This window comes from Hydrogenophaga sp. YM1 (assembly GCF_016903055.1).
GTDB lineage: Bacteria > Pseudomonadota > Gammaproteobacteria > Burkholderiales > Burkholderiaceae_C > Hydrogenophaga > Hydrogenophaga borbori.
Genome location: NZ_CP070223.1, coordinates 4,627,699 through 4,647,690 on the forward strand (window position 1 = coordinate 4,627,699; position 19,992 = coordinate 4,647,690).

The window sequence follows — 19,992 nt, forward strand, 5'->3', positions numbered from 1 at the left end:
CATGCACTTCGTCTTCTGGCATTCCTACCTGATGTTCCACCAGGCCGCGTACATCCGCGAGCTGGCGAACACGCCCGGCAACACCGTGCACTGGTGCGTGACGCAGGCCCTGCCCGCGCACTACCGCGACCGCGGCTACCCGCAGCCCGACACCGGCCGCATCCAGGTCCACGTCGCGCCCACGCCGGCGCAGGTCGCCGAGCTGGCCACGCTGCCCGGCTCGGTGCAGGTGTTCTTCGGCCTGCGCGGCTTCGCGCTGCCGCTGGCGGCCTTCCAGGCCAGCCGGGGCGCGCCGGTGCACCGCTTCCTGATGACGGAGAACCGCTACGAGCCGGGCGCGCGTCTGCTGCCGCGCTGGCTGGTCTACACCTGGGACGCGCTGCGCCACCGCCGGCACTTGAGCGGCGTGTTCTGCATCGGCCACGCGGGCCGCTATGGCGGCGCCCGGTTCTTCGCGGCCTGCGGCTACCCCCGCTCGCGCACCGTGCCCTTCGTGCACGTGGTGGACCCCACGCCGGTGCCGCGCACGCCGGTGTCGCACGGCCATCTGCAGGTGCTGTACGTGGGCCAGCTGATTCCGCGCAAGCGCGTCGACCTGCTGCTGCGGGCCTTCAGCCAGCTCGACGTGCCCACGGCGCGCCTGCGCCTCCTCGGCCAGGGCCCGGAAGAACCGGCGCTGCGGCGGCTGGCCGCGCGGCTGGGCATCGCCGAACGGGTGAGCTTTTCGCCCGGCCTGCCCAACGCCGAGACCGTGGCCGCCATGGCGGGCGCCGACGTGCTGGTGCTGCCCAGCCGGTTCGACGGCTGGGGCGCGGTGGTCAACGAAGCCCTGATGGTCGGCACGCCGGTGATCTGCAGCAACCGCTGCGGGGCCAGCGACCTGATCGAAAACGGGCGCAACGGCTACGTGTTCGAGGCCGGCAGCGCCAGCGCGCTGCGGGAGCGCCTGCGCCAGTACTGCGAGGACTTCCACTGGAACCGCACCGAACTGGCGAACACGGAAACCGCCCGCCTCGGCGGGCCGGCCGTGGCCGCGCGCTTCCAGCACAGGCTCGCGCAACTGCTGGCCCCGCAGCAGACGCCCCCGCAGCCCGCGGTGCCCGGCACCGCCACCCCGATGGTGAAGCGATGAACGTCGGCATCCTGACCTTCCACTTCAGCGACAACTACGGCGCCGCGCTGCAGGCCTACGCCCTGCGCCGCTGGCTGACGGAGCAAGGCCACCGCGCCAGCTTCATCGACTACCGGCCCGTGCACATCGAGCGCGGGGGCCGGCTCAGCCTGCCGACCTCGCCCGCCCGGCTCAAGGCCAATGTGAAGGTGGCCTACCTGGCGCTGTCGTCCTTCGTCCACCAGCACTTCGGCCACCCCGGCCAGCGCGACAAGTTCCTGCGGTTTCGGGAGCAGCACCTCGGCGTCGGGCGCGCCGCCGCGCCCAGCGACAACCGCGCCTCGCTGGCCGCCGCCCGAGCCTTCGACCTGATCGTGGCGGGCAGCGACCAGATCTGGAGCCCGTCCCAGCATTTCGGTTTCGACCCGAACTACTTCCTGGCCTTCGCCGAGTCCTTCGGCGCCCGCAAGATCGCCTACGCCGCCAGCTTCGGCCGGGACCAGGTGTCGCCCACCGAGGCCGCGCAGCTGCCCTACCTGCTGCAGCACTTCGACGCCATCTCCGTGCGCGAGGCCTCCGGCGTCGCCCTGGTCGAACGGGCCACGGGCCAGCCGCCGGCCAACGTGCCGGACCCGACCCTGCTGCACAGCGACTACTCGGCGCTGACCGAGCGCGCGCCGGCCCCGCACCACGGGCCCTACGTCTTCTGCTACGGACTGCGCTCGCCCGACAACATCCGCTCCAGCGCCGAGTGCGTGTCGCGCGAGCTCGGCTGCCCGGTGCTGTCGCCACACAACCCGCACCGGCGCTGGCCGGAGATCGGGCACACGGTGTACCCCGATCCCGGCGAGTGGGTCTCGCTGGTCCAGCACGCGCAGTTCGTCGTCACCAACTCCTTCCACGGCACAGTGTTCGCCCTGCTGTTCCGCAAGCCCTTCATCGTGGCCGGGCTCACCGGCGAGAAGGCCAGCGCCAACGCCCGCGCGCTGAACCTGCTGCGCGCCGTCGGCCTGGAGCGGCGCTTCGCCGCCGGGTTCTCGGCGCCGAACGTGCGCTCGCTGGTGGCCAGCGACATCGACTGGGCCGACGTGGAGCAGCGCCTGGCGGCGATGCGGCACACCGGCCGGGCGTTCCTGCGCGCGCAGCTGGAGGCGGTGGTGCCGGGCGAGGCCCGGCCGCTCCCGCCGCGCCCAGCGCCGCCACGCGTTGCACGGGAGGTCCTGCAGTGAGCGATTCCCTCAGCGATTTCCGCTCGCTGCGCTACCGCAGCGGTTTCGGCGGCGCCGCGCTGCTGCGCCGGCTCGCGTGGGAGCTGGTCTGGCTGCTGGCCTTTCGGCCGACCCCGCGCTGGGCCCTGCACGGCTGGCGGCGCTGCCTGCTGCGCGCCTTCGGCGCGCGCATCGGCGCGGGCTGTCGCATCGCGCCCTCGTGCCGCGTCTGGGCGCCCTGGAACCTGACCATGGGCGAGTTCTCCGCGCTGGGCGACGGCGTGGACTGCTACAGCATGGGCCGCATCACCATCGGCTCCAAGGTCGCCGTCAGCCAGCGCAGCTTCCTGTGCGCCGGCTCGCACGACATCCGCAGCCTGTCGCGGCCCCTGGTGACCGGACCCATCGCGATCGAGGACCACGTGTGGATCGCGGCGGAGTGCTTCGTGCACCCGAATGTGTCGATCCGCGAGGGCACCGTGGTCGGCGCGCGCTCGGTGGTGACGCAGGACCTGCCGGCCTGGTCGGTCTGCGTCGGGCACCCGTGCCGAAAGATCAAGGACCGCGTGCTGGGAGAGGCCCATGTTTGACAAGGTGGCCAAGTTGGCGGGCATCTTCAGCGAGGCCTTGCGCGACGCGGCGCTGTTCCTGCGCTTCAACTCGTACTCGCCGTTCGTGGACAAGTCCCGGCGCGCCTTCTACAAGATCATCATCGAGGCCCACACGATCGAGAAGGGCCTGTCGCTGCCGAGCCCGAAGCCGCTGTTCGGCAAGGACAAGGTCCGCTTCGTGATGAGCGCGCTCTCGCGCTACGACATCGGGCACTCGCCGGTGCCGGCCCACATGTCGCTGGGCGCGCTGGAGGCCTACCTGGCCTTCCACGCCCAGGCCGGCGCCAGCGACCCCCTGCTCGACGAGATCAGCGGCTACCTGAAGCAGTGGGAAACCCGGCTGCCCAGGCCGTGGCGGGGCGGCACGCGGGACTACCGTTTCGACGGCCAGCCCGCCGGCGACCTGCAGCACCTGATCGCCGGCCGCTCGAGCGTGCGCACGCTGTCGCCCGCGCCGCTCGACCCCGCGCGCATCCTCGAGGCGATCGCGCTCGCGCAGCAGGCGCCCTCGCAATGCAACCGCCAGGCCACCCGGGTGCACACCTACCAGGACCCGGCCCGCATCCAGGCACTGCTGGCGCTGCAGGGCGGCTCGCGCGGCTTCGCCGACACGGTCGGCAACCTGTTCGTGGTGAGTTCCGACATCTGCGCCTGGGGCGGCCCCGGCCAGCGCAACCAGGCCTATGTGGATGGCGCGCTGTTTGCCATGTGCCTGCTGCTGGCCTGCCGGGCCCTGGGTTGGGGCGCCTGCCCGCTCAACCTGGCGATCGACCACAAGACCGAATCGGCGATCCGCCGCGCGGGCGGCATTCCCGCCGGCGAGCGGCTGATCCTGATGATCGCCTTCGGTGAACCGGCCGCCCCGCAGACCCGCGTGGCCTTCTCGCCGAGAAGGCCTGCCGCGGAAATCGCCACCCTTCACGCCTGAGGAGAGCTTGATGCGCATCACGGCGATCATCCTGACCCACAACGAATCCCTCCACATCGAGCGCGCGATCCGCTCCATCCAGGCCTTCGCGGACCAGATCTTCGTGGTGGACTCCGGCTCCACGGACGGCACCACCGACATCGCCCGGCGCCTGGGCGCGCAGGTCTGCACCCACGCCTTCGTCAACCAGGCCCGGCAGTTCCAATGGGCGCTGGACACGCTCGACATCCGCGGCGACTGGGTGTTGCGCCTGGACGCCGACGAAATCATCGAGCCCGACCTCGCCCGCGAGATCGCCGAGAAGCTGCCCCGGCTGCCGACCGACGTGGTCGGCGTCAACCTCAAGCGCAAGCACATCTTCATGGACCGCTGGGTGCGCCACGGCGGCCGCTACCCGCTGCGGATGCTGCGCCTGTGGCGCCAGGGGCACGGCCGCATCGAGAACCGCTGGATGGACGAGCACATGGTGGTCTGGGGCGGGCGCACGGTCACCTTCGATGGCGGCTTCGCCGACCACAACCTCAAGGACCTGGCCTACTTCATCGACAAACACAACCGGTACGCCACGCGCGAAGCCATCGAGGTGCTCAACCAGCGCCTGGGCCTGTTCGCCCAGGACGGCGCGCTCAACGCCCGCGGCGCCTCGCACCAGGCGGCCTTCAAGCGCTGGGCCAAGGAGCGGATCTACAACCGCATCCCCTTCACCCTCAGCGCCACGCTGTACTTCGTGTGGCGCTATGTCTTCCAGCGCGGCTTCCTGGACGGCCGCAGCGGGCTGGTCTACCACTTCCTGCAGGGCTACTGGTACCGCTTCCTGGTGGGGGCCCGGGTCATGGAGCTGCAACAGGCCGTGGCCCACCTGCACGACAAGGCCGCCATCTGCGCCGAGCTGAGCCGGCTGACCGGGCACAAGCTGGTGGCGCAGAGCGACACCACCCCGGACGTGGACGTCGGCGACCAGCGGCTGGCGCCGCGGCATTGACCGGAGGGCATGGCATGCACCTGTTCTCCCTCTCCCCCTGGCGCCTAGGCCTGCTGGCCACCCTGGGCCTGGCGGGGCCCGTCCTGGCCCAGGCCCAGACTCAGGCCGGCGGCGCCCTCATCTGCGAGGACGCCACGCCGCCGCCGGGCGCCCTGCAGGTGGGCGCGGTGCAGGCGCTGTTCCGCGATTGCCCGCGCCTCGGCGACGTGGACTTCACCGGCAAGGCCGACGGGCACAAGTACTACAGCGGCGTCTCCTTCGCGCCGCTCAAGGGCCCCAGCCTCTACGGGCCCGCCGACGACGGCGTGGTCCTCAAGCGCGGCGGCCTGCTGGCCACCGCGAAGGCCACCGCGCACCCCGGCCAGTTCCCCCTGCTTCGGGGCGACCGGCCGTTCTACATCGAGGCCCAGGTGGCGATCTCGTCGAACGACCGCGACAACTTTCCCGCCGTCTGGCTCATGCCCATCGAACACAACCCGCGCATGGAAGACGTCTACGAAGGCGATCCCAAGGGCTTCGAGCGCTGGTTCGAGCTGGACATCGACGAAGGCGGCTTCGGCCCCGGCGGGCACCACACGGCCATTTCGTGGTCCGGCATCTACCCCCACTACAAAAAAATCCAGAACCCCAACCCGACCTCCAAAGAACCGCTGGACCGCACCCAGCCGAACGTCTTCGGCGTGTCCTACTCGCCCGACACCCTCAGCGTGCGCTGGTGGCTCAATGGCCGGCCGGTGCTCGAGGCCTCGCACCCCTATGTGCCCGAGATCGCGCGGCGACAGAATTTCTACCTGATCGTCTCGGCGCAAAGCCACAAGAACATCAGCGACTACACCCTGACGTTCATGGGCGTGCGCGCGTTCGCGGGCGAGGCGGCCCGGCCCGCCAGGCCCCCCCAGCCAAGGGGCGCGCCATGAAGCTGCTCGTCTACGGCATCAACTTCGCGCCCGAGCTCACCGGCATCGGCAAGTACACCGGCGAGATGGCGCAGTGGCTGGCCCAGGCCGGGCACGAGGTGCGCGCCATCACCGCCCCGCCGTACTACCCGGCCTGGCGGGTGCAGGAGGGCCACAGCGCCCGCCGCTACCGCCGCGAGCACTGGCAGGGCGTCCGGGTCATCCGCGCCCCGCTGTGGGTGCCGCGCCAGCCAGGCGGCCTGCAGCGCCTGCTGCACCTGGCCAGCTTCGCGCTGAGCAGCCTGCCCGCGCTGTGCGCCCAGTGGCGCTGGAAGCCCGATGTGGTGTGGGTGGTGGAGCCGCCGCTGATGTGCGCGCCCGCCGCGGCGCTGTTCGCCACCCTGCGCGGGGCCAGCGCCTGGCTGCACATCCAGGACCACGAAGTCGACGCCGCTTTCGACCTGGGGCTGGTCAAAGGCCGCGCGCTGCGCGGCGCGGTCCAGCGCGCCGAGCGCTGGCTGATGCGGCGCTTCGACCGTGTCTCCACCCTCTCCGGCCGCATGGTGGAGCGCACCCTCGACAAGGGCGTGGCGCCCGAGCGCGTGGTGCACTTCCCCAACTGGGTGGACATCGACGGTATCGCGCCGCTGGCCGCGCCCAGCCCCTACCGGGCCGAGCTGGGCCTGGCGCCGGACGCCGTCGTCGCCCTGTACTCCGGCAACATGGGCAACAAGCAGGGGCTGGAGGTCATCGCCGACGTGGCGCGCCTGCTGCGGGACGAACCCCGCATCCGCTTCGTGCTGGGCGGCAGCGGCTCGGGGCGGGCCGCCCTGCAGGCGCGCTGCGCGGGACTGCCCAACGTGCGCTTCCTGGACCTGCAGCCGCTGGAGCGGCTGAACGACTGGCTCGGCCTGGCCGACGTGCATCTGCTGCCGCAGCGGGCCGACGCGGCCGACCTGGTGATGCCATCCAAGCTCACCGGCATGCTGGCCAGCGGCCGCGCCGTGCTGGCCACCGCGATGGCCGGCACCGAGCTGTGCCGCGTGGTGACCCACGACGCCGCCTGCGGCCAGGTGGTCCCACCCGAGAACCCGGCCGCCATGGCCGAGGCGCTGCGCGCGCTGGCGGCCGACCCGACCGGCCGCGCCGCGATGGGCGCCAGCGGCCGCCGCTACGCCGAGGCCGAACTGAGCCGGGACGCCGTCCTGCGCCGGTTCGAGGCGCAGCTGCTGGCCCTGGCGCAGGCGAGCCCGAGCGACACCCGCCGGGCCGCCGTCTGAAGCAGGCCCCACCCGGGCCGGAAAGGAGTTGATCATGCACAACCACCCCTTCGCGAACGCCCGGCCCTGGGCCCTGGCGGGCGCGGCGCTGCTGGCCGTGGCGGCCGCCGTGCCGCTGTGGGCCCAGACGCCGCCCGAGGCCGGCCCTGGGGCCGCGCACGCCGTGCCGGCCAGCGCGCCGCTCGAGGCGCCGGGCACCGCCGCTGGCGCCACCGCCGCGCTCAGCGCGGCCCCGGCCGACGGCGTGGACCCGAACTACCGAATCTCGCCCAACGACCTGATGGAGTTCGACGTGTTCGGCGTGCCCGACATGAAACGCGACCTGCGCGTGAACGCCACGGGCGAGGTCTCGCTGCCGCTCATCGGCCAGGTGCCGGTGGCCGGGCTGACCACGCAGGCGGCGGCGCGGCTGATCGCCGACCGCTACCAGGAGAAGTACCTGCAGGACCCCCAGGTGTCGCTCTTCATCAAGGAGTTCACCACGCGCCGCGTGGCCATCGAAGGCGCGGTGCTGCGTCCCGGCGTCTACCCGATCGCGGGCCAGCTCACGCTGCTGCGCGCCCTGGCCTTGTCGGGCGGCTTCGCGCCCTATGCCGACATCAACAAGATCGTCGTCTACCGCAACCAGGCGGGCGGCGCGCGCGAACAGTTCACCTACGACCTCGACAAGGTGCGCGCGGGCCAGGAAAAGGACCCCGACATCCGCTCGGACGACGTCATCGTGGTCCAGCGCAACGCCCGGCGAACGGCCCTGCGGGACTCGCTCTTCAGCGACATCCTGAACACGCTCAACCCATTCAACTGACGGGGAGGGATCCATGGCCATTGAACGACACCCGCTGCCCGCGATGCCCGATCCGAGGGACGCGCTGGCGGTGCAGCGCGAAGCCGCCCTGTCCGAGCTGTTGCTCGCGCGCAGCGAATCCAGCGCCCCGGCGGAAGACCGCATCGACCTCAAGACCCTCTGGCGCGCCCTGGCGCGGCACCGGCGGCTCATCCTGGGCGTGACCGCCCTGTTCACCCTGGCGGCCGGCCTGTACACGCTGCGCATCACGCCACAGTACGAGAGCACGGTCATGCTGCAGATCGACCGCGCGGCGCAGAAGGTGGTGGGCTTCAACACCGAGTTCGAGGTCGAGGAGGGCCCGCTGTCCGAGCAGCTGCAGCTGCGCACGCAGGTCGAGCTGCTCAAGAGCCGCAGCCTGGCCGAGCGCGTCATCGACGAGATGGGCCTGTACAAGCCCGGCGCGTCGGCGCCCCCGGCCGCCGCGCCGGGCGAAGGCGATGCCGTGGCCGCGGCGCCCGCCGGGCCGCTCGAACAGGCCACGGCCCTGCTGGGCGGCTGGCTGGCCCGGCTGCATGGCCTGGTGGCCGCCGCGCCACCCGAGCAGAACACGCTCAACCGCGCCAGCGCGCTGGCGCAGTTCCAGCAGTCGCTCGCCGTGGAGCCCATCCGCAACTCGCGCCTGGTGCAGATCAGCGTGCGCAACGCCGACCCGCAACTGGCCGCCGGCATCGCCAACACCACCGCCCGGGCCTTCCTCGCCACGCACATCGAGCGCAAGCTGGAGTCCTCGCTCTACGCGCGCCAGTTCCTGGAGGAGCAGATCCGCCAGACCAAGGCCAAGCTGGAAGAGAGCGAGCGGGTCATCAACACCTACGCCAAGAAGAACCAGATCCTGAACCTGGGCGACAAGGGCAGCGCCGCCACCCAGACCTTCGTGGATTTTTCCGCCGCGCTGGCCAAGGCGGAGCAGGACCGCATCAAGGCCGAGACGCTCTACAACCAGGTCAGGCTCGACCCCGAGAGCGCGCCCCAGGCGGTGGTCAACGAAGCCATCCGCGCCTACAAGGAGCAGCGCGCGCGCCTGGAAGCCGACTACGCCAAGAACCGCTCCGTCTTCAAGCCCGACTACCCGAGCATGGTGCAGGCGCGCGCCCAGATCGCCGAGCTGGACGGGCGCATCAAGACGGAGGTGAACAACATCCTGTCGAGCATCCAGGGGCAGTACCTGGCGGCCAAGAAGGCCGAGGACCAGCTGCGCGCCAAGGTGGCCAGCACCCGCGCGGAGGTGCTGAGCGTGCAGGACCGCAGCGTGGACATGAACCTGCTGAGCCGCGAGCTGGACACGAACCGGCAGGTGTACGACAGCCTGCTGCAGCGCCTGCGGGAGGTGAGCGTGACAGCGGGGCTCACGACCAACAACGTGAGCATCGTCGACCGGGCGGCGGTGCCGCTGTTTCCGGCCTCGCCCAACGTCAAGCTCAACGTCGGCCTGGGCCTGATGGCCGGCCTGTTCCTGGGCCTGCTGCTGGCCCTGCTGCGCGAGCAGATGGACGACTCCGTGAAGAACGCCAACGACATCGAAACGCGCTACCGCCTGCCGCTGCTGGGCCTGATCCCCTTCACGCGCCCGCCGAAAGGCCGCAAGGAGGCGGTGGCGCTGCTGGCCCACCACGAGCCGCGCGGCACCTTCGCCGAGTCCTACCGATCCATGCGCACCGCGCTGCAGTTCAGCACGGCCGATGGCGCCCCCGAGCGCTTCATGGTGACGAGCTGCGGCAAGAACGAGGGCAAGAGCACGACGGCGCTCGCGCTGGCCATCAACTTCGCGCAGATGGGCCAGAAGGTGCTGCTGATCGACGCCGACATGCGCAAGGGCGGCATGCACACCCTGCTCAAGCTGCCGAACGACAGCGGCCTGTCGAGCTTCCTGAGCGAAGACCTCGACAGCGCGATGCTGATCCGCGAGACGCCGGTGCCCCACATGGGCCTGATCACGGCCGGGCCGGTGCCCCCCGATCCGGTGGAGCTGCTGATGGGCCCGCGCCTGGGCCTGCTGCTGGACCAGGCGCGGGCGTTGGGCTACGAACAGATCGTGATCGACGGGCCGCCGCTGCTGGGCATTTCGGACGCGATCGCGCTGGGCAACCAGGTGCACAACATCGTGCTGGCCGTGCGGGCCGGTGTGACGCGCAAGGAGAGCCTGAAGGACGCGCTGCGCCGCCTGCGCACCGCCGGGCTGCGCCCGATGGGCGTGGTGCTCACGCACGCGCGCAGCGAGCACATCATCGACCGCGCCTACGCGGACTACTACGGCCACGGCCACGCCCCGGGTGAGCGGCGCGCGCCGCGCACCGCCCGGCCGGCCCCCAGCCCGGTGCCGCTGACGGCCCAGCCCCGCATCGAACCCACCATGGGCCCGCATTCGGCATGAGGGCCGTGCAGTGACCGCGCCCGGCCGCCCCGCGCCCGACTGGAACCGCCTGCTGCCCACCTTGCTCGATTTCGAGCGCTCGCCCGGGCGCTACCCGGTGCGGCTGCGTGAGCCGCGCCCCCTGTTCGACGGCGTCGGCAGCGTGATGCTGCTGGCCAGCGGGCGGGCGGTCCAGGGCCTGCCCGCGACCCCCTGGAACGAGGCCGAGCTGCGCCGCGCAGCGCGCTACTTCGTGCGCACCGTGATGCTGCGCCCGGGCGCAGACCCCTTCACCCTGCTGGGCCTGACACCGGACTTCGAGCCGGCGCAGCTGCGTGAGCACTACCGCCTGATGATCCGCCTGACGCACCCGGACTTCATCGCCGCGGGCGGCCACTGGCCCGCCGACGCCGCGACACGGGTCAACCGGGCCAAGGAGTTGCTCTCATCGCCGCAGCAGCGGGCCCACTTTGCCGCCACGCTGCGCCTGCCGGCCAGCCGGGGGGCGGCGGTGCGCACCAGCGCCTTCCTGCTGGAGGTGCTGGGGGGGCGCTAGCGGGGCCACAGGACCCACAGGCGCAGCGGCTGCTTGAGCGTGGCCGCCTGCCGGTAGGCCTCGTCGTTCCAGCCGCCCCAGCCGGTGAACAGGTCCGCGCGCACCGCGCCCAGGATGGCGCCGCCCGTGTCCTGCGCCAGCACCAGGCGGTTGGCCACCAGGGCGGGGCCCTGCGTGGCCAACCACACCGGCGTGCCGTAGGGAATGCTCTGCGGGTCCACCGCGATCGAGCGCCCCGGCGTCAGCGGCACGCCCTGAGCGCCGCGCGGGCCGAAGCGCGCGTCCAGCGGGCTCAGCGGGTCTTCCTTGAAGAACACCGTGCGCGGGTTGCTCCACAGCATCTCGTTCAGCCGCTCGGGGTTCTGCCGTGCCCAGGCCTTGATGGACTCCCACGAAGCCTCGCGGATCGCGCCCTGGTCGAGCAGCCAGCGCCCCACGCTCTGGTAGGTGTGGCCGTTGTGCGCCGCGAAGGCCAGGCGCACCTGGCGCACGCGGCCATCGGGCTCGGTCAGGTTGACGCGGCCCGTGCCCTGGATCTGCAGGATCAGCGCGTCGATCGGGTCGGCCAGCCAGGCGATGGCGCGCCCGCGCAGCGCCGCCTGCGCCTCGGGCAGGGTGTCGATCTGCTGGCGCGTGTACCAGCGCTGGCCGCTGGCGGTGGCGGGCAGACCGGCGGGCACGCCATACAGCGGCACACGGTGGGTCGCCGTGGGCTCGCGCGTGGCGTCCATGATGGGCTCGTAGTAGCCGGTGAGCAGGCCGTCCGGCTCGCGGCCGTCGGCCTCGAGCACGCGGTAGGGCTGCAGGCGCTCCTGCATCCAGGCCTGCTGGCGCGCGGCGTCGGCGAAGGCCAGCGGCCGCGCCTCGGCGCACACCGCCTCGAAGCCCGGCGCCGGCCGGTCGCAGCCCTGGAGCAGGGCGTTCCAGGCCTCGTGCAGGCCGTCCTGGCCCCAGCCGGGCAGGGCAGTCCAGTCCACCGGCACCCAGCGGCTCTTGCTGTGCTGCTTGGCCGCCGGGCCCATCGCCGCTTGCGGCGCGGGAACTTCCGGCCGCGGTTCGGGCACCACCCGTGGGCCCACGGCGCAGGCCGCGAGGCTGCCTACAATGCCCGCCGCCACGGCCCACCGCGCCAGCCTGTTCATTCCTTCGATTCCGTCCGCCATGACCTTGTTGTTGCTCGAAGCGCTGGGCGCGCTGCTCCTGTTGGTGTTCATCGTGTGGTGGACCATGTTCTCCGGTCGCCGCAAGGGCGAACTGCCCGAGGACGCCGAACGCGACAAGCCGGCCGCCCGGGAACAGGACCCGCCCGGGCGCTGATCGTTCCCGCGTTCGGGCGCCTGTTCATGCATCGCGCAGGCGGTTGGCCAGTTCCACCGCCGACTTCACGCCCATCTTGTCGAACACGCGCGAGCGGTGCACCTCCACCGTTCGCACGCTGATCTGCAGCTGATCGGCCACCAGCTTGTTCGGCAGGCCGGCCACCACCAGGTTCATGACGTCGCGCTCGCGCTCAGTCAGGCTGTCCAGGCGCTGCTGCAGCTCGTGCCGCACGGCGCGCTCGGCCAGCTGCGCGGCCGACTGGCGCAGCGCCTGCTCGACCCGGTCGACCAGGGCGTTGTCGGAGAACGGCTTCTCGCAGAAATCGAAGGCGCCCCGCTTGACCGCCGCCACCGCGGTGGCGACGTCGGCGTGGCCCGACAGGAAGATGATGGGCATGGCCGCCTGCCAGGGCAGCAGGCGCAGCTTCTCGAACAGGGCCAGGCCGCTCATGCCGGGCATGCGCACGTCCAGCAGCACGCAGCAGGGCACGTCGGGCGCCTGGCGCGCGACGGCGGCGCCGGCCAGGAAGTCCTCGGCGCTGTCGAAGCCGTCGCTGATCAGGCGGCGCGTGCGCAGCAGCCAGGCCAGCGCCTCGCGCACGCCGGCGTCGTCGTCCACCAGGTAGATCTTCGCGTCGGGGAATTCGGTCATGGGCGGATGATAGGAGCGCGGCCCGCCCGGCCCTTCAGGCGGCGTGGGCCTCCAGCGGCTGCGCCGCGTGCGCCTCGGCCACGGGCAGCGTGAAGGAAAAGCGCGTGCCGCGCGGCAAGGCCGGCTCGAAGTGCAGGGCGCCGCCGTGCTGCTCCACCACGGTGCGGCACAGGCTCAGGCCCAGGCCCATGCCCTCGGCCTTGGTGGTGAAGAAGGGCGTGAACAGGCGCTGGGCCACCTCGGGCGGCAGGCCCTGGCCGTGGTCGATCACGTCCACGCGCACCCAGCGCGCGCAGCGCCCCGTGCCCGGCTCGTGGGCCTCGCCCATCACCGGCGCGATGGCGATGCGCAGCACGCGCAGGCCGCTGGCCGTGCCCGGGTCGCCCAGCGGCATGGCCTGCATGCCGTTGCGCGCAAGGTTGAGCAGCACCTGTTCGACCATGGTGCGGTCGCACCACACGCGCGGCGTGCCGGGCGCGATCTCCACCTGCAGCCGGATGCCGCGCTTCTTGGCCTGCAGCGTCAGCAGCGTGGAGATGCCCTCGATCAGCAGATGCGGCTCCACCGCCTCGCGCACCTGGTCGCGGCGGCGCACGAAGTCGGCCACGCCGCGGATCACGCGGCCCGCGCGCTCGGCCTGCTCGGCGATGCGCCGGATGGCGCGCTCGATGTCGTCGCCCACCGGGTCCTCGCCCCGGTCCGGCTCCTGCTGCAGCAGGTTGAGCGTGCCGCTGGCGTAGCTGGCGATGGCGGCCAGCGGCTGGTTGAGTTCGTGGCTGATGAGCGAGGCCATCTCGCCCACCGTGGCCAGGCGCGCCGTGGCTTGCAGCTTGTCCTGCGAAGCGCGGTTGAGCTCCTCGATGCGGCGCTGCTCGGTGAGGTCGATGATGGCGCTCATGTAGCCGGTCTGCACGCCCTGCGCGTCGATCAGCGGGGCCTCGATGATGAGCACCGGAAAACGCGTGCCGTCGCTGCGCCGGAACACCGATTCGTAGCCTTCGCGCGGCAGCGTCTGCCCGGCCAGGCGCACGGCCTGGCGCTGCTGGTACTCGTCCACCAGCTCGGGCGGCCACCAGGGCGCGGGCAGGCCGCTGCCCACGAGCTGCTCGGCGCTCAGGCCCACCATCTGGCAGAAGGCCGGGTTCACGTAGGTGATGCGCCCGCTCATGTCGCGCGCCCGCAGGCCGGTGACCAGTGAGTCCTCCATGGCCTTGCGAAAGGCCAGGGCGTCGGCCGCGCGCTGCTCGGCGCGCTGGCGCCGGCGCATGTCGCGCGCCAGCAGGGCCAACACGGCCAGCAGCGCCAGCGACAGCGCGCCCACCACGCCGGTGAGTACGTTGGGGAACAGGCCGAGCGCGCGGCGCGGGCTCTCCAGCTGCAGCAGCAGGGTGTGGCCGGGCAAGTCGAGCAGGGCGTGCGCGCTGAGGGTGCGCCGCTGCAACGGCACCACGCTGTGCACGGCCAGCCGCGCGCCGTCGCTCTCCACGAAGCTCAGGCCGCGCCCGCGCAGCGTGGCCGCGTCGGTCAGCTCGGCCAGCATGGCGGGCAGCGAATAGGTGGCGATGAGAAAGCCGCGCGACTCGCCGGCCTCGCTCAGGGGCAGGCACAGCTCCATCACCTCCAGGCCGCGGCCGTCGCGCTTGGGCCAGAAGTAGCTGGCGGAATAGGCAGGCCCCGACAGGCGCAGGGCGGCGTCGCAGGCCTGGCGCACCTCGGGCAGGGCCTGGCTGCGCGGCAGCAGGTCGAACACGTCGGGCCGGTAGGGCGACAGGCGCTGCGCCAGCACCTGCATGGCCGGATCGCGCCACTCCAGCCGCACGAGCTCGCGCCGCTGCGCCAGCAGCTCGGCGGCGGGCGGGTCCCAGCCCGTGGGCGTGGGCGAGAAGGCGTTGAGCGACTGCAGGGTCTGCACGTTGCGCAGCAGCGCGCTGCGGATCTCGCCGACCACGGTGGTGGCGTCCTGGTCGAGCGCGGCCTGGTCGCGGCCCACCTCGTACTCCGCCGCCAGGAACACCAGCACCGCGAGCAGCGCGGCCACCAGCAGCAGCAAGGCGCCCCACAGCGGCCAGCGATGGGATTTCACGAAGCCACCCCCCTGGTGTTTGCGCGATACCACCGACAGTCCGTCGCGGTGGCTGGCGGTGTCGGGGCTGTGTCCCAGGCCCTGGGCACGCCCACCCAGCCACGAGCGCAATGTCTCAACACCACACGAGCCCCACGGCCAACGAGAACACTCAGCAGAGCACGCGGTGTTCCAGGCAGGGCAGCTGCTCGCGCACCTGGCGGATGCGCGCCATGTCGATGTCGGCCAGCGCCAGCCCCGGGCCCTCGGCGTGCAGGGCCATCACCTGGCCCCAGGGGTCGATCACCATGCTGTGGCCCCAGGTGCGGCGGCCGTTCTCGTGCACGCCGCCTTGCGCGCTGGCGATCACGAAGGCCTGGTTCTCGATCGCGCGGGCGCGCAGCAGCACCTCCCAGTGGGCCGAGCCGGTGGTGTAGGTGAAGGCGGCCGGCACCAGCAGCACCTCGGCCGCCAGCAGGCGGTACAGCTCGGCGAAGCGCAGGTCGTAGCACACGCTCTGGCCGATGCGCCAGTTCTCGCCGTCGCGCGCGCGCAGCTCGAAGTGGGTGGGCGTGTCGCCGGCCTGCAGCACCGCCGCCTCGTCGTAGCGCTCGCGGCCGTTGTCGTAGCGGAAGAGATGGATCTTGTCGTAGCGGCTCAGGCGGTGGCCCTTGGCGTCGAAGCTGAGCGAGGCGTTGGCGGCGTGCGACGGGTCGCTGGTGGCCATGGGCAGGGTGCCGCCGACGATGCACATCCCGAGGTCGCGCGCGGCGTCGGCCAGGAAGTCCTGCACGCGGCCCAGGCCCTCGTTCTCGGCGATGAGCAGCTTGTCCTCGTCCTTGGCGCCCATGAAGCAGAAGTACTCGGGCAGCACCGCGAGCTCGGCCCCGCAGGCGGCGGCCTGGCGCAGCAGGCGCAGGGCTTCGCTGAGGTTGGCGTCCAGGCTGATGCCCGAGACCATCTGGATGGCGGCGACTTTCATGCGGTCAATCCTCCGGCGGAAGGGGGCGTGCCAGCGCCCTGGTGGGGGGGAGCCGGCGAGCTTACTGCAGCGGGGGACTGGGCGTGGGCGCTGGGGTCGGGCGCGCCAGCTTCTCCACTTGCGGGTCGGCCCAGCCACCGCTGACGCGAAATTCCTGCGTGGCCGCGCTCTGCAGCGGCTGGCGCAGCAGGAACTGCGCGAGGAAGCTGCCCAGGCCCACCGCCGGGTTGATGGCGGTGGCGATGAGCGAGGCCGTGCCGGCATTGAGCTCGGGCACCACCACCACCTTCAGGTCCTGCGTCTCGCGCGCGAGGTCGGCCGAGCCTTCCATCAGCACCGCCGCGTTCACGCCCTTCATCTGCAGGTTGTTGGTGTGGATGACGCCCTGGTCGATGCGCGCATCGCCGCGCACGAAGTCGAAGGCAAAGCCCTCGGAGAAGACGTCGCGGAAGTCCAGCACCAGGCGGCGCGGCAAGGCCTGCAGGCTGAGCACGCCGAGCAGGCGGCCCGCGCCCGGGTCGGCCTTGAGGAACTGGCCGCGCTCCACGTCCAGGCGCAGCGTGCCCGCCAGCGTGCCGAGGTCGAGGTCGAAGGGCGTGCCGATCCAGCCGACGCGCCCCTCCAGCCGGCCCTTGCCGCCGCGCACCAGGCCGTCCTTGCCGAAACGGCGCAGCAGCGCGCCGCTGTCGTCCACGTCGAGGCGGAACTGCAGCGCGGTGCGGCGCGCGCCGCCCTCGCCGCCGCCCAGCGGCGCCCAGTTGCCGGAGGCGCTCAGGCGCGCTTCGGGCAGGGTGGCGCGCAGCGCGTTGAGCCGCCATTCGCCCACGCGCGTGGGCCCGCCGCGGTTGACGGCCTCGATCTCCACCCGGCCGAGCGAGCGCCCGCCCCACTGCAGGTCGTCCACCGCCACGTCCAGCGCGGGCACGCTGCTGGGCTGCTGCAGCAGGGCGTCGGCCTCGCTCGGTGCGGCGGGCGAGAGCGTGAGGCGCGCCAGGCGCGCGTAGAGGCTGCCGGCGCCGGCCGGGCCCGCGGGGCGGAATTCCACGTAGCCGTTGAGCTCGTTCGCGTCGACGTTGGCGCGCCAGACCGCGCCCTCGCGCGAGGCGCCGACCACCACGCGGTGGAAGCGCCGCCCGCCGGTGAGCACCGCGTCGGCGCGCAGCGAGACGGCCTGCGGCACGGCCTCGCCCGCGCTGGCCAGGGCGTCGGTGCCGCTGCTGCGCAGCAGGGCCTGCCAGGCGTCCAGGTCGAGTTCGCCCACGCGCACCTGCGCGTGCAGGCCCTGCGGCGGCAGGGCCAGGCGCTCGCCGGCCGGCAGGCCCACGGCCAGGGTGCCGCGCAACAGCCGCGCGCCGTCGCCGCGCAGCTCGCGCTCGGCGAGCAGGTCCACCAGCGGCTGCGCGGCCGGGCCGAGCTGCAGGCTGAGGCGGTCGCTGCTGGCCTGGTCGTTGTGCTGGGCCAGCACGCTGGTCTCCACGCGCAGCGGCCAGACCGCCTCGGCGGGTTTGGCCAGCGGCGCCGGCAGGTTCAGCGCCAGGCCCTGCAGGTTGCTGTCGAGGCGCAGTTCGGGCGCGCCGCCGCGAAAGGCCAGCGTGGCGGTGTAGCGCGCGCTGCCGCTGGCGTGCGCGGCCAGGGCCGACAGCGGGCCCAGCCCGCTCTCGCGCAGGCCGGCCGCGCTGGCGCTGCCGCTGCCGCGGAACTGCGCCACGGCGCGGCCCTGGGCGTCGGGGCGCAGGCTGCCGTCGAAGCTGAGTTCGCCGCCCAGGACCTGGCTGCGCGCGCCGCTGAAGGCGAACCCCTGGTGCGTGAAGCTGAGCGTGCCGCGCGTGCGAGCCAGCAGCGGTGCGCCGGGCGCCAGGCGCAGGTCGGTGCCGTCGAGCTTGACGCTGCCGCTGACCGTGCTGTCCTTCAGGTGCCTGAGCGGCAGCTCGATCTGCACCGTGGCCTCGCCCGGTCCGCTGGCGCTGGCGGTGGCCAGCGCCCCCTGGGTGAGCGCGTTCACCGGCGAGCGCTGCGCGAAGCCCAGCAGCTCGGCGGCCGGGCCCTGGCCATGGGCGCGCACGCGCACCCGCGTGTCGTGCGCCATGTCCTCGATGTCCACGCCGCCCTGGTCCAGCGCGACGCCCGGCGCGCCGTCCAGGCGGCCGCGGATGTCGCTGATGTGGATGTTGCCGCGGTCCAGCACGAAGCGCGCACTGGCCTGGCGCACGCCGGGCCAGCGCGCCTCGCCCGGTGGCTGCAGGGCGGCCGGCAGGTAGTCGAAGTCCACGCCCTCCAGCGCCGCCTCGATGCGGAAGGTGCCAGGGCTGTGCCGCGCCTCGTCGAAGGGGATGTCGTCCACCAGGCCCTGGATGCGGAAGCCCACCTGGCGCGCGCCGCCGGCCCGCGCGGCCTCGCGCACATAGTGGCGCGCGTCCTCGGGCACGGACAGCGGCAGATAGCGGTGCACGGCGGTGCCATCGGCGCGCGTGAGCTGGGCGCTCAGGTCGAGCACGCCGGGCAGGCGCGGCTGCGCGGGCTGGGCCGCCGGGTCGCCGGTGTGCCAGCGCGCGCGCACCGTGCCCTCGGCGTGCGCATTGGCCAGCGAGGCCTGGTCGAGCTCGACGTTGAGGCTGTCGCCCTTGATCTGCCAGCGCACGCGGCCGTCGAAGCGGTCGAGCGCGACCCGCGGGTCCTCGAACACGTCGGGCAGCAGGAAGGCCCCCTGGCGCACGGCCACCGTGGCCTGGCCGCCGTTCTGGTCGAGGTCGAAGTCGATGTCGGCGCCCTCCACGCCGGGCCGCCCGGGCAGGGGGAAACGGCCGCTGCGCGAGCGGCGGCCGCTGGGCTCGCCGGCCAGGGCCAGCGCGCTCACGCGGCCCTTGGCGCGCGCCACCACGTGGTCGGCCATGGGGCCGCTGCCGCGCGCCTGCCAGACCAGGTCCAGGGTGTCCACCCGCCCGCGCGGCTGCAGGCGCGCAAGCCAGCCGCGCGCGTGCGCCGGCAGTGGCAGCCGCTCGGCGATGGCCGCCACGGTCTGCAGGTCCACGGCCTGCGCTTGCACGGCGGTGCGCGCCCCCTGGCGTTCGCGCGCCAGGGTGTGCTCCAGGCGCACGCGGGCGCCGCTCCAGACCAGGCCTTCGCGCGTGATGAAAGCCAGGTCGTCGAAACCCAGGGCCATGCCGCGCTCGGACCACTGCGCCTCCAGGCGGCCGCGCGCCTGCGACAGCGCCAGGTCGGGCAGATCGGGCGCGAGCTGCAGGTCCAGGCCGTCGAGCGCCAGGTCCAGCGTCAGGCCCTGCACCTGGCCCTGTTGCACCCGCGCCCAGGCGCGCAGCGCGCCCTCGCCGCTGCGCACGCTCACGCCCCAATCGCTCAGGTCGGCGTGGGCGCGCAGGCGCGAGATGTCGGCGCGCGCGAACTCGGCGTAGAGCTCGCCGCTCCAGTCGTCCCAGGGCGCCTGGCCGGCCGGCCGCTCCAGCGGCAGGCGCAGCAGGGGTTCGCGCAGGCGCGCGCGCAGGCTGAAGCGCTCGCCCCATTCGGGCTCGGGCGTGGCGTCCAGGCGCAGCTCGTGGGCGCGCGTGCCGTTGCGCGCCACGAAGTCGAGGTCGCGCAACAACACCGGCGGCTGCTGGCGTTGCTCATCGATCCAGCGCACGGTGCCGCCACGCACCACGAATTCGGTCTGCTCGAAGAACCAGTCGGCGGCGGCGTGGTCGCCGTCGCCCTGGCCCGAGACGTCGATGCCCGCGATCTCGAAGCGGCCATCGGCGCGCCGGCGCACGTCCAGGCTGGGCTGGGCGATCAACAGTTGTTCAAAGCCGCCGTTCCAGAGCGAGCGCACCGACACCGCCCCGCGCACCAGCGGCAGCTCCAGGGCGCTGCGGCCGCTGGCGTCGTGCAGGCGCACGTCGAGCAGTTCGAAGGAGGGCACCAGCGGCGGCAGCACCCCGGCCAGCTTCGGGGCCTCGACGGCGCGGATGGCGCCGATGCTCACGGGTATCCCGACCGCCTGTGTGGCCCAGCGTTCCAGGTCGGGGCGCCAGGTTTCGATCCTTGGCACAATCCACGCCTGCAAAACGAGCCAGGACAGGATGAACACGCCCCACAGGCCCGCCAGCAGCCACAGCAGCACGCGCATCGCGCGCGCCCACAGCCGCAGCCCCCGGCCGGCCGGGGCGTCGCCTTTGGCGCGCGAAGCGCTGGCGTCAAGAGATCGGTTCATGTCC

The 19,992-nt window shown here is 72.9% G+C and carries 15 protein-coding genes; 10 read left to right on the forward strand and 5 right to left on the reverse strand.

Translation table 11 applies throughout. The features are described from left to right. The first annotated feature begins 1 nt into the window (after position 1). From JNX00_RS21840 to JNX00_RS21885, 10 genes are read left to right on the forward strand one after another with little or no spacing between them, the layout of a single operon-like run. On the forward strand, positions 2-1,132 hold the full coding sequence (locus JNX00_RS21840; RefSeq protein WP_070399767.1) for a glycosyltransferase: 1,131 nt from the start codon (positions 2-4) through the stop codon (positions 1,130-1,132). Next, on the forward strand, positions 1,129-2,340 hold the full coding sequence (locus tag JNX00_RS21845) for a polysaccharide pyruvyl transferase family protein (protein WP_070399766.1): 1,212 nt from the start codon (positions 1,129-1,131) through the stop codon (positions 2,338-2,340). The genes JNX00_RS21840 and JNX00_RS21845 overlap by 4 nt, the downstream gene beginning before the upstream one ends. Beyond that, a complete protein-coding gene (locus JNX00_RS21850; RefSeq protein WP_204743685.1) occupies positions 2,337-2,909 on the forward strand; it encodes a putative colanic acid biosynthesis acetyltransferase in 573 nt (190 codons plus the stop codon). The genes JNX00_RS21845 and JNX00_RS21850 overlap by 4 nt, the downstream gene beginning before the upstream one ends. Continuing rightward, the gene (locus JNX00_RS21855; RefSeq protein ID WP_070399765.1) at positions 2,902-3,858 is read left to right on the forward strand and encodes a nitroreductase family protein; all 957 of its coding nucleotides are present in this window, start codon (positions 2,902-2,904) and stop codon (positions 3,856-3,858) included. Before JNX00_RS21850 ends, JNX00_RS21855 begins: the two co-directional genes overlap by 8 nt. Positions 3,859-3,868: 10 nt before the next feature. Beyond that, positions 3,869-4,840 (forward strand): glycosyltransferase family 2 protein, encoded by a 972-nt coding sequence (locus JNX00_RS21860; protein ID WP_204743686.1) that lies wholly within the window; start codon positions 3,869-3,871, stop codon positions 4,838-4,840. A gap of 14 nt (positions 4,841-4,854) precedes the next feature. Then, entirely contained in the window at positions 4,855-5,757 is a 903-nt protein-coding gene (locus JNX00_RS21865; RefSeq protein ID WP_204743687.1) for a hypothetical protein, read from the forward strand. Next, positions 5,754-7,016: a glycosyltransferase WbuB gene (locus JNX00_RS21870; RefSeq protein WP_204743688.1), complete on the forward strand. Its 1,263-nt coding sequence runs from the start codon at positions 5,754-5,756 to the stop codon at positions 7,014-7,016. Before JNX00_RS21865 ends, JNX00_RS21870 begins: the two co-directional genes overlap by 4 nt. A gap of 34 nt (positions 7,017-7,050) precedes the next feature. Continuing rightward, complete coding sequence (locus tag JNX00_RS21875; RefSeq protein WP_204743689.1) at positions 7,051-7,821, forward strand: polysaccharide biosynthesis/export family protein; 771 nt, start codon at positions 7,051-7,053, stop codon at positions 7,819-7,821. A gap of 13 nt (positions 7,822-7,834) precedes the next feature. Beyond that, a complete protein-coding gene (locus JNX00_RS21880; protein WP_204743690.1) occupies positions 7,835-10,234 on the forward strand; it encodes a polysaccharide biosynthesis tyrosine autokinase in 2,400 nt (799 codons plus the stop codon). A gap of 10 nt (positions 10,235-10,244) precedes the next feature. Next, positions 10,245-10,769 (forward strand): DnaJ domain-containing protein, encoded by a 525-nt coding sequence (locus JNX00_RS21885; protein WP_070399759.1) that lies wholly within the window; start codon positions 10,245-10,247, stop codon positions 10,767-10,769. Here the strand turns inward: JNX00_RS21885 and JNX00_RS21890 are convergent. The 5 genes from JNX00_RS21890 to JNX00_RS21910 all read right to left on the reverse strand — a co-directional run bounded on the left by JNX00_RS21890 (position 10,766) and on the right by JNX00_RS21910 (position 19,988). After that, positions 10,766-11,998: an MltA domain-containing protein gene (locus JNX00_RS21890; RefSeq protein ID WP_175442856.1), complete on the reverse strand. Its 1,233-nt coding sequence runs from the start codon at positions 11,996-11,998 to the stop codon at positions 10,766-10,768. The two genes, JNX00_RS21885 and JNX00_RS21890, sit on opposite strands and share 4 nt — an antisense overlap. A 112-nt stretch (positions 11,999-12,110) precedes the next feature. Continuing rightward, on the reverse strand, positions 12,111-12,740 hold the full coding sequence (locus tag JNX00_RS21895; RefSeq protein ID WP_070399758.1) for a response regulator: 630 nt from the start codon (positions 12,738-12,740) through the stop codon (positions 12,111-12,113). 34 nt (positions 12,741-12,774) lie between these two features. After that, positions 12,775-14,823 carry an ATP-binding protein gene (locus JNX00_RS21900; RefSeq protein ID WP_070399873.1) on the reverse strand — a complete coding sequence of 683 codons (2,049 nt, stop codon included), beginning with the start codon at positions 14,821-14,823 and terminating at the stop codon, positions 12,775-12,777. 151 nt (positions 14,824-14,974) lie between these two features. Beyond that, positions 14,975-15,784: a carbon-nitrogen hydrolase family protein gene (locus tag JNX00_RS21905; protein ID WP_116960090.1), complete on the reverse strand. Its 810-nt coding sequence runs from the start codon at positions 15,782-15,784 to the stop codon at positions 14,975-14,977. Positions 15,785-15,845: 61 nt separating this feature from the next. Further along, positions 15,846-19,988, reverse strand: coding sequence for a YhdP family protein (locus tag JNX00_RS21910; protein ID WP_204743691.1), 4,143 nt, complete (start codon positions 19,986-19,988; stop codon positions 15,846-15,848). Positions 19,989-19,992: the final 4 nt, after the last annotated feature.

What these genes read in the sequence shown, in the direction of transcription:
- JNX00_RS21860 (WP_204743686.1), top strand. Translation starts at nt 3,869, where the DNA reads ATGCGCATCACGGCGATCATCCTGACCCACAACGAATCCCTCCACATC.
- JNX00_RS21845 (WP_070399766.1), top strand. Translation starts at nt 1,129, where the DNA reads ATGAACGTCGGCATCCTGACCTTCCACTTCAGCGACAACTACGGCGCC.
- JNX00_RS21905 (WP_116960090.1), bottom strand. Translation starts at nt 15,784, where the DNA reads ATGAAAGTCGCCGCCATCCAGATGGTCTCGGGCATCAGCCTGGACGCC.
- JNX00_RS21855 (WP_070399765.1), top strand. Translation starts at nt 2,902, where the DNA reads ATGTTTGACAAGGTGGCCAAGTTGGCGGGCATCTTCAGCGAGGCCTTG.
- JNX00_RS21910 (WP_204743691.1), bottom strand. Translation starts at nt 19,988, where the DNA reads ATGAACCGATCTCTTGACGCCAGCGCTTCGCGCGCCAAAGGCGACGCC.
- JNX00_RS21875 (WP_204743689.1), top strand. Translation starts at nt 7,051, where the DNA reads ATGCACAACCACCCCTTCGCGAACGCCCGGCCCTGGGCCCTGGCGGGC.
- JNX00_RS21880 (WP_204743690.1), top strand. Translation starts at nt 7,835, where the DNA reads ATGGCCATTGAACGACACCCGCTGCCCGCGATGCCCGATCCGAGGGAC.
- JNX00_RS21840 (WP_070399767.1), top strand. Translation starts at nt 2, where the DNA reads ATGCACTTCGTCTTCTGGCATTCCTACCTGATGTTCCACCAGGCCGCG.
- JNX00_RS21870 (WP_204743688.1), top strand. Translation starts at nt 5,754, where the DNA reads ATGAAGCTGCTCGTCTACGGCATCAACTTCGCGCCCGAGCTCACCGGC.
- JNX00_RS21890 (WP_175442856.1), bottom strand. Translation starts at nt 11,998, where the DNA reads ATGGTCCACCACACGATGAACACCAACAGGAGCAGCGCGCCCAGCGCT.
- JNX00_RS21895 (WP_070399758.1), bottom strand. Translation starts at nt 12,740, where the DNA reads ATGACCGAATTCCCCGACGCGAAGATCTACCTGGTGGACGACGACGCC.
- JNX00_RS21865 (WP_204743687.1), top strand. Translation starts at nt 4,855, where the DNA reads ATGCACCTGTTCTCCCTCTCCCCCTGGCGCCTAGGCCTGCTGGCCACC.